This is a genomic window from Solwaraspora sp. WMMD406 (assembly GCF_029626025.1).
In the GTDB taxonomy this organism is placed as follows: domain Bacteria; phylum Actinomycetota; class Actinomycetes; order Mycobacteriales; family Micromonosporaceae; genus Micromonospora_E.
Genome location: NZ_JARUBF010000001.1, coordinates 5,163,392 through 5,177,816 on the forward strand (window position 1 = coordinate 5,163,392; position 14,425 = coordinate 5,177,816).

The window sequence follows — 14,425 nt, forward strand, 5'->3', positions numbered from 1 at the left end:
ACGTGACCGTAGCGTCAGGCCGGTTGGCGTGCGAGTGCGTTGTCCAGTTCGGGGAGCAGGTCGGCGACGGTCTGGTTCCGCTTCCGTCGGCGGAGTTCCTGCGTGAGAGCGCGGAGTAGGGCCGTGCTGCGGGGTGAGCGAACCTTGTCGAGCCGGGGCAGGGCCATCCGGGTGACCGCGCAGGCGTCGTCGAGTTTGCCCTGGGTGGCGTATCCGAGCGCGAGCCAGGCGCCTTCGTAGAGAGCGCGCCGCTGGTAGGGAACGTCTGGTCGGCGGGCGTAGGCACCGGTTCGTAGGAGGGATTCACCCTTGCGGAGCAGCGTCCGTCCGTCGGTTCGCCGGCCGGCCGCTGCTGCTTGTCTACCGGCGAGGATCATGGCGTAGCCGGCTTGGCAGTCGAGGTGGTTCGGGGTGAGGTAGTACATCCATCCCGGGTCGCGGTCGGGATGCCGCTTCGCGAGCTGGTCGCGGGATTCGGTCCAGGCGCGTTCGCACTGGTCGACGCGGCCTGCGGCGGCGTTGGCGTAGGCGAGGCGCGACAGCACGGATGCCTGGACGCTCGCGGGAGACCGGTCGGCGAGCCGACGGGCGGCGTCACCGAGGCGTAAGCCGTCGCTTGTGTCGCCGAGTGACGCGGACTGGAAGGACAGGTCGGCGAGGACGTGTGCTTCCATCGAGCGGTATCCGGCGTCGTGTGCGGCTCGCAGGCTGGTGAAGTAGTAGCGCTGGGCGAGCCCTTGTTGTCCGGCGTCGAGGGCCTTCCATCCGGCGAGTTGGGCGAGGTCGGCGAGAGCGATCAGAAGCCGGTGGGTGGTGGCGTCGGTGTGACCGCCATCGCGAAGTACGAGAAGGACCGCGCGGACCTGGGCACCGACGTAGCCGAGGCCGGCCGCGCCGCCACGCTCGTCGTCAAGCAACTGTAGGCGTGGCACGCTGGCTTCGATTTGGTCGACGAGTGGGTCGTCCGGTGTCGCGGTCGGGAGGACGGTTCCGCCCGCCGGTAGGTGTTGGTCCAGGTAGATGGTCACCGCCTGGGCGAGGGCGGCCCCGGAGACGGAGAGGAACATCCTCCTGTCCACCAGACCTCCCAACAGCCAGTCCTCGGCGATCAGCATGGTGTTCGCGAGTGTCCACGGCCCGTCCATGCCGGTACTGGCCGCCACCACCAGCGTGCCATCTGCCGCCTTGGGCTGCCCGTGCCAAAGGTCCCCCGCTGTCACGATGCGTCCGAGGCGTCGGGAGATGACGTACGCGGCCAGGGCCGGCAGCGGCGGGCGTGGGACGCCGCCGGAGTCACGCCAGTGGTAGGGAGCGGTCTCGGCGAGTGACCCAGAGCCGAAGAGTCGGTTGATCTCCCGCGCAAGGGTACGTGGGGTGAGGCCGGCTTCTGCCATGTGCGCTGTGAGGGTCTGGTTGGCGCGCTCTGGTGGTGGTGATCCCATGAAGCTCCTCCCCCAGGTTCAGCCGACGGTACCGCGAAGACGCTGATCATGTTGTCCGTCATGGCCGTGTCAATTTGACGCTCTTAACGCTTCCATCCCCTGTCTGAGCGATGCCGGTTCGCGGTCTGCTGGATATGTCGCCGCTGGCGTACCCAAAGAGGCACTGCGCTGGCAGACACAACCCATGACGGATAAGCGGAGGATCTGTGCCTGTCTCCACGACACACCGCCGGGACTACGAGTTCGACCGGCATCGAACATCGAGAAGCCTCCCGCCCGGATCGCCTTCCGGGTTTCCGTCGACTCGGCTGAGGGGGATTCTTGATCAACAATGACAGTGGTGGAAGCGGATCGCAAAGATCATCGGCGCGAGATGGCATCGACGACGCCAGCGACGCTGCGCCTGTCCGGCCGGCGTTGCCGAGGCGGGTGCCTGACCCGGCCGGCGTGGACACCGATCTGCGGTTCCGCCTGACGGCGGTCCGAGAAGACGTACGGGCGCATCTGCCGACCCGGTGGCGGGTCTGCCGTACCTGCGGCCGCGCCACACCGTGCCGGCCGTTCCTGCGAGCGCTGACGATCCTCGACCGCCACGACCCGGCCAAAGCGAGACGGCTGCGCACCGTGCTGCACCTGTCCGGACTCTGGTCGGCACCGCTGCCGGCCCGGAAATGAAAGGGCGTGTCGACGATGGAGATCGGAGCAATCGTCGGAGCGGCGCTGCTCGGCTTCTGCGCCGGACTGTTCTCGTTCCGGGTGAAGTCGAGATGGTGCCCCCAGTGCGGGCTGACCACTTGGCCGACAGAACGAGGCGCTGACGGCGTCGAACGGCCACGGCGCGACGCACCACCCCGTGAATAACCAGCTCCTGCGCACACCCGAACCCAAACCCGGCGACGTACTGCTGATCGGCAAGCACGCCAGCGTGCAGTTCGCCGGCGACCGACGGCTGACGTTCCGCGTCATCTCCGTCGACCGAAAACCGACCTACCACGGCTGGGTCTGGTTGACCGGCTACGTCATCGACGAACACGGATATGCCGCCGAGCGGCGCGAGATATTCGTCCAGCGGCGTGGACTCTACCGACTGCCCAAACGTACCGCGAAATAGTAATTGATCAAGGAGAGAAAGACGATGACCATCGACGTGTTGTGGAACTGGTGGCTGCGCTGGCGGGAATGGCGCTCCGGCCGGTCCACGGCGTCCAAGCGGCTCGAACACCTGCACCGCGAACGGCTCGACCAGCAGCGACACCACCGGACCACGGTCCGGCACCGCCGACTCGACGGCAACCGAGAACGCCACTGGTCGGCCGAGGCGACCACCACCCTGCTGCCGACGCTGCGGCCACTGATGACCTACGGTCAGCAACTCGCGTACCGAGCGCCGCACGGCATGACCTGACGGGCGGCGGCCGGCCGTGGCCTGATTCCGCCCGCACCAGTGCGGCCCTGGCCAGCGTGGTGCTGGTCAGGGCCGCGACGGTGGTGCCGACGACTGGGTGGTTCAGGCGACGGCGGCGGCCACCGGTGCCGGCGCGGTGACGCCCTTCACCAGGTCCGCCGCCTTCTCACCGATCATGATCGCCGAGGCGTTCGGGTTGCCCCGACCGACCGTCGGCATGATCGAGGTGTCGGCCACCCGCAGCCCCTCGACGCCGTACACCTTGAGCTCGGCGTCGACCACCGACCCCATCGCGCAGGAACCGGCGGCGTGGAAGATCGAGTGCGCGTACCGGCGCGCGTACGCCCGAAGGTCCTGATCGGACTCGGAGGCCGGCGCGCGGTGCAGGCTCTCGGCGTACGGCCGCATCGCCTTCTGCCCGGCGATCTCCATGGCGATCCGCATCGCCGCGACGGCGGCGTCCAGATCGGCCGGTTCGGACAGATAGTTGTGTTCGATCCGGGGCTTCGCGGTCGGATCCTCCGAGGCGAGGGTCACCGACCCACGGCTGGCCGGGGTCAGCATCGCCGGCCCGCAGGACAGCGCGTGCTGGGTCGGCAGCCCGAGCCCGCTTTCCAGGAACATCACCGGGGCGGCGAGGAACTCGGCGTCCGGGCCGGGCAGACTCGGATCGGTACGGACCAGGCCGCCGGCCTCCGGGCCGTTGGAGGTCATCGGACCGCGCCCCTCGGCCATGAACAGTTCGATGTTCTCCGGTGCCGCCGCCGCCAGCAGGCTGACCGGCTGCGAATGCAGATAGTTGAGCGGGATCAGCGGGTGGTCCTGCAGGTTCTGGCCGACGGCCGGCTGGTCCAGCACCACCGGGATGCCGAAGGCCTGCAGCAGCCACGCCGGGCCGATCCCGGACAGCATCAGCAGCTGGGGCGAGTTGTAGGCCCCGCCGCTGACGACGACCTCCCGTTCGGCGCGGATCGTCACCGGCTGGCCGTTCTGGTAGCCGGTGATCCCGACCGCCCGGCCGTTCTCGATGAGCACCTTGTGCACCTGCAGGCCGGACTCCACGGTCAGGTTCGGCCGGCCCATCGCCGGGTGCAGGTACGCCACCGACGTGCTGCACCGCTTGCCGTCACGTTGGGTGACCTGGAAGAATCCGAAGCCGTCCTGGACCGGGCCGTTGAAGTCGTCGTTCGCGGCGTACCCGGCCTCGACGGCCGCCTCGACGAACGCCGCCGAACTGGGGTTGTTCGACCGGCTGTCGGAGACACTCATCGGGCCGCCGACGCCGTGGTAGGGCGAGGCACCGCGCTCGTTGTCCTCGGACCGGATGAAGTACGGCAGGACCTCGTCGTAGCTCCAGCCCGGCTGGCCCCAGCCGTCGTAGTCGATCCGGTTGCCGCGGACGTAGATCATCGCGTTGATCGAGCTGGAACCGCCGAAGACCCGGCCGCGCGGCAGGTAGATCCGGCGGCCGTCGAGCGCCGGATCGTCGTGGCTGGAGTAGTCCCAGTCGAATTCGGTCCGGAATAGCTTGCTGAACGCCGCCGGGACGTGGATGTTCTGAGCGGAGTCGGCCGGCCCGGCCTCGATCAGGCAGACCTTGACGTCCGGGTCTTCGCTGAGTCGGGCCGCGATCACGCACCCGGCGGAGCCGGCGCCGACCACTACATAGTCGTACATGGCGTCCTCCAGGTCAGATGAACAGCGTGTTGGGCTCCAGCCCGCACAGGACGCGGCCGAGCAGCTCGGTGTTGGTGGCCGGGTAGATCAGCCCGTGGGTGGAGATGACGTGGATGTCGCGGGCGATCCGCTGGATCGGCACGTCCGAGTAGATCGACGAGCCGCCGCTGGCCTGGTTGAGCAGGTCGACGGCTTCCTTGCTGAGCCGGCAGGCCGCGCCGACGTCGGCCCGGCTGCTGGCCCGGTCGAGCATGCTCCAGGGCTCGCCGGTGGCGGTGCGTTCGTCGACCCGGCGGGCCACCCGCAGCGCGTGGAACTCGGCCGCGTCGATCTTGAGTGTGGCCTCGCCGACCTGCAGGTGGGTGACAGGCGCCTCACGCTGGCTGTCGTACATCGTGTAGGTGATCTTGCGGTCGGGCAGCCGCTCCATGAACGCCTCCATGGCGCCCTTGGCCATCCCGACCATCACCCCGGCCGACGCCACGTTGGCCGCCCCGACCAGCGGCACCTTGTACATCGCCGAGTCGGCGTTGGCCACCGAGGCGGACTGCTGCATCATCAGCGCGCCGAGCGGCAGGACCCGGTGCTGCGGCACGAACACGTCCGTCGCCACCGTGGTCACGCTGCCCGACCCCCGTACGCCGGAGGTGTGCCAGTCGTCGACGATCTGCAGATCGGACATCGGCACCAGCGCCAACACCGGCTGCATGCCCCCGTCCGGGGTCGGCGACATGGCGATGATCTCCTGCCACTGGCTGTGCCAGGCACCGCTGATGAAACCCCAGCGGCCGTTGACGACGACGCCGCCGTCTGCCGGCGCTGCCATCCCGGTCGGGCTCAACGTGCCGCACACCCGTACGTCGGGGGTGCCGAACACCTCGTCCTGGGTCTCGTCCGGGAACATCCCCACCATCCAGCTGGGGATCCAGTACACCGAGGCGGTCCACGCCGCCGCGCCGTCGCCCCGTCCCAGCTGGGTGGCCACCTCGACGATGGTCCGGCTGTCCGACTCGTACCCGCCGTACCGGGTCGGCACCCGCATCTTGAAGATGCCGGCGGCGGTCATCGCCTCGATCGTCTCGTCGTGCAGGCGACGGTTCTCCTCGCCCCACGCCGCGTGTTTGCGCAGCAGCGGCACCAGGTCCGCCGCTTTCTCTACCAGATCGTCATGGGGTGGTGCGTGGACTACGGTCATGGCGTACTCCTTGAGACGTGCCGGATGGTGAGTTGCCGGCAGCGCGGTCAGCGCGGTCAGCGCGCGGCGATGGTCCCGTCCGGGCGCAGCCGGGACAGCACCTCGACGACGGCGGCGGTGGCCGTCTGGGCCTGCTCCTCCGTGAAGATCAGCGGCGGGGCGAGCACCAGACACTGGCCGTACGCGCGGGCGATCACGCCGTGCGCCTCGCGGACCTCGAAGGCGGCCCCGATGACCGCGTCCCAGGCCATCGGTTCCCGGGTCTGCTCGTTGGTGATCAGTTCCAGCGCGCCGAGGGTGCCCTCGACCCGGACGTCGCCGACCACCGGCAGGTCGGCGGCGGCGGCGAGCCCGTCGCGCAGCCAGCCGCTGATCCGCTTGGCGTTGTCCAGCAGGCCTTCCCGCTCGATGATGTCGAGGGTCTCCAGGCCCAGCGCGCAGGCCACCGGGTGGCCCTGGAAGGTGTAGCCGTGGAAGAAGCCGCCCTCGCCGAGCAGCGTGTCGGCGATCTCGTCGCGCATCAGGGTCGCGCCGAGCGGCGCGTACCCGCCGGCGATGCCCTTGGCCAGGGTGATGATGTCCGGGTCCATGCCGTAGCTGGGCGAGGCGAACCACTCCCCCATCCGGCCGTACGCGGTGACGACCTCGTCGGCGATCAGCAGGATGCCGTGCCGACGCAGCACCTCCTGCATCCTTGGCCAGTAGTCGGCCGGTGGCGCGAGCACACCGCCGCCGGCCATCACCGGCTCACCGATCATCGCGGCGATGTTGCCGGCCCCGATCCGCTCGATGGTGGCCTCCAGTTCGGCGACCAGGAAGTCGGTGGTGTCCTGTCCGCCGTACATCTCGGTGCGGTACGGGTGCGGCGGGGTCAGCTTCTCCACGTGCGGCAGGTTCGGGCCGACCCCGAACTGCATGGGCGGGAACCCGGTCAGCGTGCCGCTGCCGTAGGTGGCACCGTGGAACGAGTAGTGCCGGGCCAGGATCCAGGTCCGCTCCGGGGCGCCCTTGCGGTGGTGGTAGAGACGCGCGGCCTTGATCGCCGTCTCGACCGCTTCCGAACCGCCGCTGCTGAACGCGACCCGGTCGATGCCCTCGGGAGCGAGGGCGGCCATCCGGGCGGCCAGCCGGATCGCCTTGTCGTTGCTGAATTCGAGCAGGCTGGTGAAGAACTCGATCGACTGCATCTGCTTCGCGGCCACCTCGGCCATGTCGCGGCGGCCGTGGCCGATCGGCGAGTGCCAGACACCGCCGCCGGCCGCGTCGAGCAGTTCGTTGCCGCGCGCGTCCCAGACGGTGCAGCCTTCACCGCGGACGACGACGACGCGCTCGGTGATCGCGCCGTTCTGGATGGAGCGGATCAGGTGCCGTCGGTCCAGGTCCTCCAGCTCGGACGCACTGAGCGGGGATCCGGCCGACCCGTTCGCCGACGTGGGCAGATCGATCTCCGGTGGGGTTATGGTCACGCCCGCCTCCAATCAAGAGTGTTGAGCTGCGATTCGTGGTCGTAACGTGGCGCCGGTCCTCGACGTCCGTCACATCGTGGCAGCGGCCCGTCGGACGGGTCTCCTTCAAACGTGCGCACCGGCGAGGAGCGCCGGAGTCGACGACCGTGGCGTCAGCGGGCGAGGTCAATGGTGCTCCGGGCCAGGATCGACAGCCGGGAGTCGTAGTCGACGATCGTCACCGCGCGGGCACCGGCCGTCGCCGACGTGTCCAGTTGGGACGCCAGCGTGGCCCAGGTCCCGGTGCCCGGCAGCCCGGCCGGTGCCACCGTCGCCGCAGCAGCCGCAGTCGTCGCGGCCGTCCCCGTACCCGCCGCTGCGGCCGCGACGTGGTCGGCGAGTCCGCCGCCGAGCACGAGCCGATGATCGGCGCCGATCCCGGCCGCCGCGATGAGCTCGGGCAGCAGCTCGTCGGCCCGGGGCGGGGTCACCGCCGGGGTCAGCTCCACGGACAGCCGGCCGACCACGTCCCGCCCACCGACGCCGCCGGTGCCCGGTCTATCGACAGCACCGGGCCGGCCGAACGTCAGGGCGACGACCCGGTTCTCGGTCGGTGTCGGCGGGTCGGCGTCAGCCGCCGGGTCGCGCAGCAGCACGGTCTGGTCCAGGATCAGCACCACCGCCCGGGTCAGGTTCCTGGCCCGGACCTGTGCGGCCGCGATCCGCAACGCCGTGAACGGGGTGACCACGCCCTGGTCGGCGACCGCGAACGCCATCGGATCCGCCGGCAACGCGGTGGCCAGGTAACACGCCGGCCAGCCGGTCTCCGCATCGGGTACGGCGTGTGCGAGCACCACCAGTCCGACCGGATCGTCCGGCTCGGTCAGCTCGTCGACCAGATCGGCGACCATCTCGGTGAAGGTGGTCCGCCGGTCGGTGGCGTACCGCTGGGCTGGGAACGGCACGCCGTACGCGGCCGCCAGGTCACGGATGATCTCCACCCCGGGCGACCGGAACCCGCCACGCGGTCCGAAGGCCCGGGTGACGATCCGGTTCAGGGGTAGCGGAAACGTGTCCACTGCAGGTGTCACCGGCTCCCTAGTGCCGAAAGACCATCGCGGCCAGCGTGGCGCCGAGCCCGGCGGCGACCATCAGATAGTGGTCGCCGCGACGCAACCGCCCGCCTGCCCGGGCCGACCGGTAGGCGATGAACGGATCCGCGCCGAAGCAGTGCCCCAGCTCGGCCTGGTTGTCCAGGTAGAGGCGGTCCATCGGGATCCCGGCTCGGCGCATCACCCGCAGCCAGGAAAGTCGGTTGACGTTGTGCGGCAGGACCAGCGCGACATCGGTCACGGCGAGGTCCGCCTGCTTCAGGGCCGCCTGGATCACCTCGGCCAGGGTGTCGGCGTACATCTGCTGGAACTCGGCGTCCAGCTCCGGCGTCAACTCGGGTGCCTCGTGGAACTGACCCAGGATCCGGGTGGCGTAGGCCAGCACCCGGTCGGAGTCGCCGTGTGCCCGGACGAGTACGGCGGCCACCCCCTCGCCCATCACCGCCGAGTGGTCGATCACCCGCGCGACCCGGGTGAACGTCTTCTCCCCGGTGAACACCAGCGCGACCGCGTCCGGATCCTCGGTGGCCAGCAGCGTGCCGCAGACGTCGATGGCCAGCAGCGCGGAGGCGCAGGCGTGCTGGGTCAGCGAGAACGGCAGCGCGTGGCGCAGCCCGAGGGCCTGGCTCGCGGTCGCCACCGGATTGATCGGGTACGGCGCGGTGAGCTGGATCGTCGGGGCGTGCACCACGTACCGGACCTGGTCCTCGCGGCCCGGCAGCCAGCGTAGTGCTGCGCCGGCCGCCCGCAGTTGCTCGGCCAGGTTGGCGTCCGCGTCCCGCCGGACGTGGCCGAAACCGTAGTAGCGCTGGTAGGCGTCGCTGTCGACGGCGAGCGCGGCCGTCTGCTCCGCTACCGGGATCCGGTGCGATGGCAGGTACTGGGCCACTTCGATGATCGAGGTCACCGGCTACCGTCCTTGGTGGACGCCGCTGCGGTGTGCGGGGCGGTCACGGCGGATCGGGACGTCCCGATTCGCCGTGACCTCACCATGTCCGGGTTCCCGTTGTCCGGTCCGGCGTCACAGCGCCGAGGCACGTTCGGCGACGGGCTTGCCGGAGTCGACCCCGGTCGAGCCATCCGCCGGGCTCTCGGCCGCCGGTACGCTGGCCGTGCCCGGGCCGTCACCGAGCGGCGTGGGCTGCTGACGACGCCGACCCAGTTCGTGCACGTTGAGCGAGTGCAGCACGATCAGGATGCCGAGGCTGAGCCACCAGACCTGGGTGGCGATCGCCGCCGGCATCCACCAGAGGCTGACCATCGGGCCCGGATCGTAGGCGCCGGTCGCCCAGGCCACGAACGACCAGGCGCCGAGGAACAGGCCGAGGCCGGCGAGGATCCAGGCCTGCACCTTGGAGGGGCCACGCGGGTAGCTGCGGGCGAGGGAGATCAGACCGACGGACATGGCCGCGGTGCCGAACGCGATGAGCAGCCAGGCGTACATGCTGATCCGGATGGTGAACCACTGCCCGGAGGCGAATGTCTGGGTGATGGCCGCGGTCAGCGTGGGGTCGCCTTCCGAGGCCAGTAGCGCCTTGCCGGTCTCCGGGGCCACCCAGCCGTCGTACATGTAGGTGAGCACCCAGAGTACGGCGCCCATCGTCAGCATCACGAAGCCGAGCGGCGTCCACCTCGACTCGCCGGCGCGTCGGATGAGCAGCAGCACACCGAAGGCACCGACCGCCCACATGGTCGGGGCGATGAGCATCTGCTCGTGGTGGGCCTGCCACTGCGGGTCGTAGACCATCAGCTCGGCGAACTCCCAGAAGAAGGCGTCGGTGCCGAACTCGCCCATCTCTTCGCTGATGGTGGGGTGCCGGCTGCCACCCCACATCCACAGCAGACCGCCGATGATCATCAGTACGCCGTTGAATGCCAGAAATGGTCTACTGATTGGTTTGGTGTCCATGTCGTGCCCCCTAGGTAGCAACGATCGTTGCCCGGTTGACCATCAGAATTCCGGCTCGGCGGATCGCTAGCCACTCCAGACGTGCGGACCTCTGACCGATGGGCACCGCGGCTGGGCACCGGCTCTGGGCAGCGCAGAGCCCCGTGGCCGAATGGTCCACGGGGCTCCGCGTGGTGGCGGATCACCGGTCGGTACGGCCGGATCGTCGCCGGCTGTGCGGTCACGGTCGTCCGGATAGCGGCCGCGCCGCGCCGGTCGCACGCCGTACCGGCGCGCCGTACCGGATGGTCCTCAGCGGTTGGTGTGCGCCACCAGGTCGGCGACGAAGACGTCCCAGAGTCCGGCCGGTACCTCGTGTCCGGCCTTCTCCAGCACCAGCAGGGAGGCGGTCGGGATCGCCTTCTGCAGTGCCTGGCCGTGTTCGATCGGGAAGACCGGGTCCTGTTCGCCGTGGACCACCAGGGTCGGCACGTCGATGGCGCCGAAGTCGACCGAGCCGCTGGTGTCGATGACGAAGTGGTTGGTCAGGCAGGAGGCGATGTTGTCGGTCCGCTCGATGTCGACGTGGGCCAGCTCGCGCTGGTGGTCCTCGTCGAAGTACGGCGACGGCCCGGAGTAGATCCGCATCAGGCCGACGATGAAGTCGGTGACGGCCTTCGGGTCGCCCGGGTTGGGTCCACCGGAACTGGTGTAGTTGATGAACTCGCCCGACGGTGGCGGCAGGTTCGAGCCACCGGTCGTGGTGGTGACCAGGGTGAGCGACGCGACCCGGTCGGGGTAGCGCTGCGCCGCCAGCAGGACGATCGCGCCTGCCAGCGACCGACCGACCAGGTGTGCCCGTTCGACGCCGAGGGCGTCCAGGATGCCCACCGCGTCGTCGGTCATGTCGGTGAGCGCGTAGCCGGGCTGGCCCGGCGGGTAGCTCACCGACTTGCCGGTGTCCCGGTTGTCGAACCGGATGACGTACCGACCGGCCTGCGCGATCCGTTCGCACAGTTCCGTCTCCCACCAGATCATCGACGCCGAGGCGCCGTGGACCAGCAGGATCGCCGGGTCGGAGGAATCGCCGAAGGTTTCGACACAGAGATCGACGCCGTTGGCTTTGACGATCTTCTCACCGTTGGACATGGTGGCTTGCTCCTTTGTGGGCATCGCCGCGCGCGGCCGGGCGGTCGCGGCGCGACGGGCGGATTGTCAGGAAAGTCCCTTCGCTGTCAGCGTAGACAGGTCCAGGCCATTCCGCGACCGCTGCCCGCCCACGTCAGTCGCCGATCTGGGCCACGAACGCCTCACGCAGCTGCGCGTAGGTCGGTCCGAGCTCCCGGAAGACGGCCGCCGACTGGGCGTACTCGTGGGTCATCAGCAGTAGTTGCAGCGAGCCGACCAACAGCGCCTGCCGCTCCAGGATGGCCGCCGGGCCGTCGCACCCCTGCTCGCGGTAGAGCGCCGCCGCGTCGGCCAACCGACGCGAGCCCGCCTGTACCTGGAACTCGACCAGGTACTTGTACTGCATGCTGGACAGGTCGCCCTCGACCAGCTGCGCCGCGCGCTCCGCCGCCTCGGCGATACCCGGGGCCGACAGCTGCTCGACGGCGGTGTGCATCGCCTGCCGCAGGATCTCGTCCTGGCTGACCGTCCGGGTCTGGCGGAAGTTGAACCGCACCGCGTAGGCGTCGGCCGGATAGGCGAACGTGTCGCCCTGCCAGGTCTTGAGCAGTGCGTCGACCGGCACCGTCACGAACGGCCAGCCGATCACGTCGTGGCCGCGCACCATGTCGCCCTCGACGCCGATCACCACCAGGTTGTGGTCGGCGCCCACCGCCTGACCGAGCCCGGGGACGTACGGCAGCAGTCCCATCTCGATCGGACCGGCCAGCACCGGCGCGTCCCAGGTCGCCTGGCGCAGGATCGCCACCGAGTCGTCGGCGTTGCCGTGGATGCGGTCGCATTCCCAGCCGGCCAGCCGCATCGCGTTGTCCAGGCCGAAGTCCGGCCGCCAGACGGGTGAGGAGAAGTAGATGATGTCGTCGCCGTGAATGGCGATGCCGAACGGCGAACCGCCCGCCACCTCCAACGTCGCCGGGCCGGGCCCGGCCGGGCCGAAGATCACCGAGAGCGAGTTGGCGGCGCAGTAGGGGCTGTTGCCAAGGTATCGAAGCGTCATGGATCGAGTCTGGCAGCGCCGACGATCACCAGTCATCAGTCGACGAGCGACTGAGCACGGTAGAAGAGGTGGCCGGGCACCGACCCGACGAGCCCGCCCTGACCAGGCCCGCTGACGGCGATCATGGTCGCGGGCAGCACGACGCTCCCGGCCGAGCCTGGTCGCTCGGCCGGGAGCCAGTGAGCCGCGAGCAGCCGTCATACCGCCCGCTGGTACGCCCGGAAGGCGCGGGTGGCCAGGAAGGTCATCACCACCAGCAGTCCGGCCAGCAGGGCGAGCCGGCCGCCGACGACGCCCCAGTCCGGGTCCGCCGACAACGCCGTACGGCTGGCCACGGCGGCCCAGTCCACCGGGTTGAACTTGGTCACCGTCTGGATCCAGTCGGGCAGCAACGACGGTGCCATCAGCACCGAGGACAGGAACGTCAACGGCAGGGTGATGAACATCGACATGCCGATCAGCGTCTCCTGGGAGCGCACCACGAGCGCCATGGCGCAGGAGAACGCCGCGAACACCAACGCGAGCAGGTTGGCCGAGACGATCACCAGCAGGACGCCGACCAGACCGCCGGCGAAGCGGGCCCCGAGCAGCAGGCCGACCCCGAAGACGATCAACGCCTGGACGGTGGTGACCACCGCCCAGTAGGCGAGCGCGCCGTTGACCATGCCGGCCCGGCTCACCGGGGAGGTGAGGTTGCGGTCCAGCACGCCGGTCCGCATGTCGTCGATGAACGACGTACCGGCCCAGTTCGCGGACATGATCGCGGTCATCACGATCACGCCGGGGGTGAGGAAGGTGACGTACGAGTCGTAGCCGAAGCCGGGCACGTCGGTGACCCGCTGGAACAGCTGGCTGAACAGCAGCAGCCAGACCATCGGCTGGAGCAGGGTGAACACGAGATAGGCGGGCTGGCGGGCGAGGAGCCGCATCGACCGGCCGGCCAGGTAGCCGGAGTGTTGCAGCGTGCTGGTCATCGGGCGGCAGCCTCCTTGTCGTTGGTCGTGACACCGGCGTCGAACTCCCGGCCGGCGTGGTGCAGGTAGACCTGGTCCAGGGACGGACGGGCGGCGGTGACCGACGAGATCGGCACCGCCGCGGCCTCCAACGCGGCCAGCACCTTCGGCAGGGCGGTGCTGGCGACGGCGGTACGGGCCCGTACGTCCCGACCGGCAGCGGTGACCTGCTCGACCCCGTCCACGGCGGAGACCGCCTTGCTGGCCGCCTCGGCCTGGTCGGTCGCGGCGAGCCGGACGTGGATGGTGTCGCCGGCGAGATCGTCCTTGAGCTGTTCGGGGGTGCCGGCCGCGACGACGACGCCCCGGTCGACGATCACCAGGTGGTCGGCGAGCTGGTCGGCCTCTTCCAGGTAGTGGGTGGTGAGCAGCACGGTCAGGCTGCCGGACGCGGTGAGCTCGGCGATCGCGGTCCACAGATCGCTACGCGCCTCCGGGTCCAGGCCGGTGGTCGGCTCGTCGAGGAACAACACCGCCGGACCGTGGATCAGGCCCATCGCCACGTCGAGTTTGCGCTGCATGCCGCCGGACCACTTGCGGGTGATCCGGTCGGCCGCGTCGGTCAGGTCGAACCGGGCGAGCATGTCGTCGACGGCGCCACGGGCACCGGCCTTCATCCCGTAGATCTTGGCCTGCAGGGTCAGGTTCTCCCGGCCGGTGAGGTTGGGGTCGAAGCACGGCTTCTGCGGCACGTACCCGATCACCCGCCGGACACCGGCGGGGTCGGTGGCCACGTCGATCCCGGCCACCGTGGCGGTGCCCGAGTCGGCCGCCGACAGGGTGGTCAGGATCTTGACCGCGGTGGACTTGCCGGCGCCGTTCGGGCCCAACAGGCCCAGGATCGAGCCGGTCGGGGCGGCGAAGCTGACCCCACGAAGCGCCGGCACCGCACGCTCACCACGGCCGTACGACTTGGCCAGGTCGACGGCTTCGATGGCGGCGGACCGACTGTCCGCCGCCGCGTCGACGGTCTGCTGCTTGGGTGCGGTCACGGACACAGTGTTTTCTCCTTCGGGCTGGTCTGGCCGGCGGCGTCCGGGCGGGGCGTCGACGAGCAGCGGGC

Annotated in this window: 14 protein-coding genes; 3 read left to right on the forward strand and 11 right to left on the reverse strand. The window is 69.9% G+C overall.

What is annotated here, in order from left to right; genetic code table 11:
• Positions 1-14 precede the first annotated feature (14 nt).
• A complete protein-coding gene (locus tag O7632_RS22770) occupies positions 15-1,394 on the reverse strand; it encodes a hypothetical protein (protein WP_278117064.1) in 1,380 nt (459 codons plus the stop codon).
• Between the two features lie 495 nt (positions 1,395-1,889).
• Here O7632_RS22770 and O7632_RS22775 point away from each other — a divergent pair, with 495 nt between their 5' ends.
• The 3 genes from O7632_RS22775 (at position 1,890) to O7632_RS22785 (ending at position 2,847) form a co-directional block, all read left to right on the forward strand.
• Positions 1,890-2,117, forward strand: coding sequence for a hypothetical protein (locus O7632_RS22775; protein ID WP_278117066.1), 228 nt, complete (start codon positions 1,890-1,892; stop codon positions 2,115-2,117).
• A gap of 178 nt (positions 2,118-2,295) precedes the next feature.
• A complete protein-coding gene (locus O7632_RS22780) occupies positions 2,296-2,553 on the forward strand; it encodes a hypothetical protein (RefSeq protein ID WP_278117068.1) in 258 nt (85 codons plus the stop codon).
• A 24-nt stretch (positions 2,554-2,577) separates the two neighbouring features.
• Positions 2,578-2,847, forward strand: coding sequence for a hypothetical protein (locus O7632_RS22785; protein WP_278117070.1), 270 nt, complete (start codon positions 2,578-2,580; stop codon positions 2,845-2,847).
• 102 nt (positions 2,848-2,949) lie between these two features.
• On the opposite strand, the gene O7632_RS22790 is transcribed toward O7632_RS22785, so the two are convergent.
• From O7632_RS22790 to O7632_RS22835, 10 genes are all read right to left on the reverse strand, one after another.
• Positions 2,950-4,524 (reverse strand): GMC family oxidoreductase N-terminal domain-containing protein, encoded by a 1,575-nt coding sequence (locus O7632_RS22790; protein ID WP_278117071.1) that lies wholly within the window; start codon positions 4,522-4,524, stop codon positions 2,950-2,952.
• 13 nt (positions 4,525-4,537) lie between these two features.
• Entirely contained in the window at positions 4,538-5,719 is a 1,182-nt protein-coding gene (locus O7632_RS22795) for an acyl-CoA dehydrogenase family protein (RefSeq protein WP_278117074.1), read from the reverse strand.
• Positions 5,720-5,775: 56 nt separating this feature from the next.
• Complete coding sequence (locus O7632_RS22800) at positions 5,776-7,179, reverse strand: aminotransferase class III-fold pyridoxal phosphate-dependent enzyme (RefSeq protein WP_278120292.1); 1,404 nt, start codon at positions 7,177-7,179, stop codon at positions 5,776-5,778.
• A gap of 158 nt (positions 7,180-7,337) precedes the next feature.
• Positions 7,338-8,255, reverse strand: coding sequence for a hypothetical protein (locus O7632_RS22805; RefSeq protein WP_278117076.1), 918 nt, complete (start codon positions 8,253-8,255; stop codon positions 7,338-7,340).
• A gap of 7 nt (positions 8,256-8,262) precedes the next feature.
• A complete protein-coding gene (locus O7632_RS22810; RefSeq protein WP_278117078.1) occupies positions 8,263-9,183 on the reverse strand; it encodes a 3-oxoacyl-[acyl-carrier-protein] synthase III C-terminal domain-containing protein in 921 nt (306 codons plus the stop codon).
• A 114-nt stretch (positions 9,184-9,297) separates the two neighbouring features.
• A complete protein-coding gene (locus O7632_RS22815; RefSeq protein ID WP_278117080.1) occupies positions 9,298-10,185 on the reverse strand; it encodes a hypothetical protein in 888 nt (295 codons plus the stop codon).
• A 291-nt stretch (positions 10,186-10,476) separates the two neighbouring features.
• Positions 10,477-11,313: an alpha/beta hydrolase gene (locus tag O7632_RS22820; protein WP_278117082.1), complete on the reverse strand. Its 837-nt coding sequence runs from the start codon at positions 11,311-11,313 to the stop codon at positions 10,477-10,479.
• A 133-nt stretch (positions 11,314-11,446) separates the two neighbouring features.
• Positions 11,447-12,349, reverse strand: a complete 903-nt coding sequence (locus O7632_RS22825; protein WP_278117084.1) for a hypothetical protein — start codon at positions 12,347-12,349, stop codon at positions 11,447-11,449.
• A gap of 197 nt (positions 12,350-12,546) precedes the next feature.
• Positions 12,547-13,323: an ABC transporter permease gene (locus tag O7632_RS22830; RefSeq protein WP_278117086.1), complete on the reverse strand. Its 777-nt coding sequence runs from the start codon at positions 13,321-13,323 to the stop codon at positions 12,547-12,549.
• Positions 13,320-14,360 carry an ATP-binding cassette domain-containing protein gene (locus O7632_RS22835; RefSeq protein ID WP_278117087.1) on the reverse strand — a complete coding sequence of 347 codons (1,041 nt, stop codon included), beginning with the start codon at positions 14,358-14,360 and terminating at the stop codon, positions 13,320-13,322. Before O7632_RS22835 ends, O7632_RS22830 begins: the two co-directional genes overlap by 4 nt.
• Between the last annotated feature and the right edge of the window lie 65 nt (positions 14,361-14,425).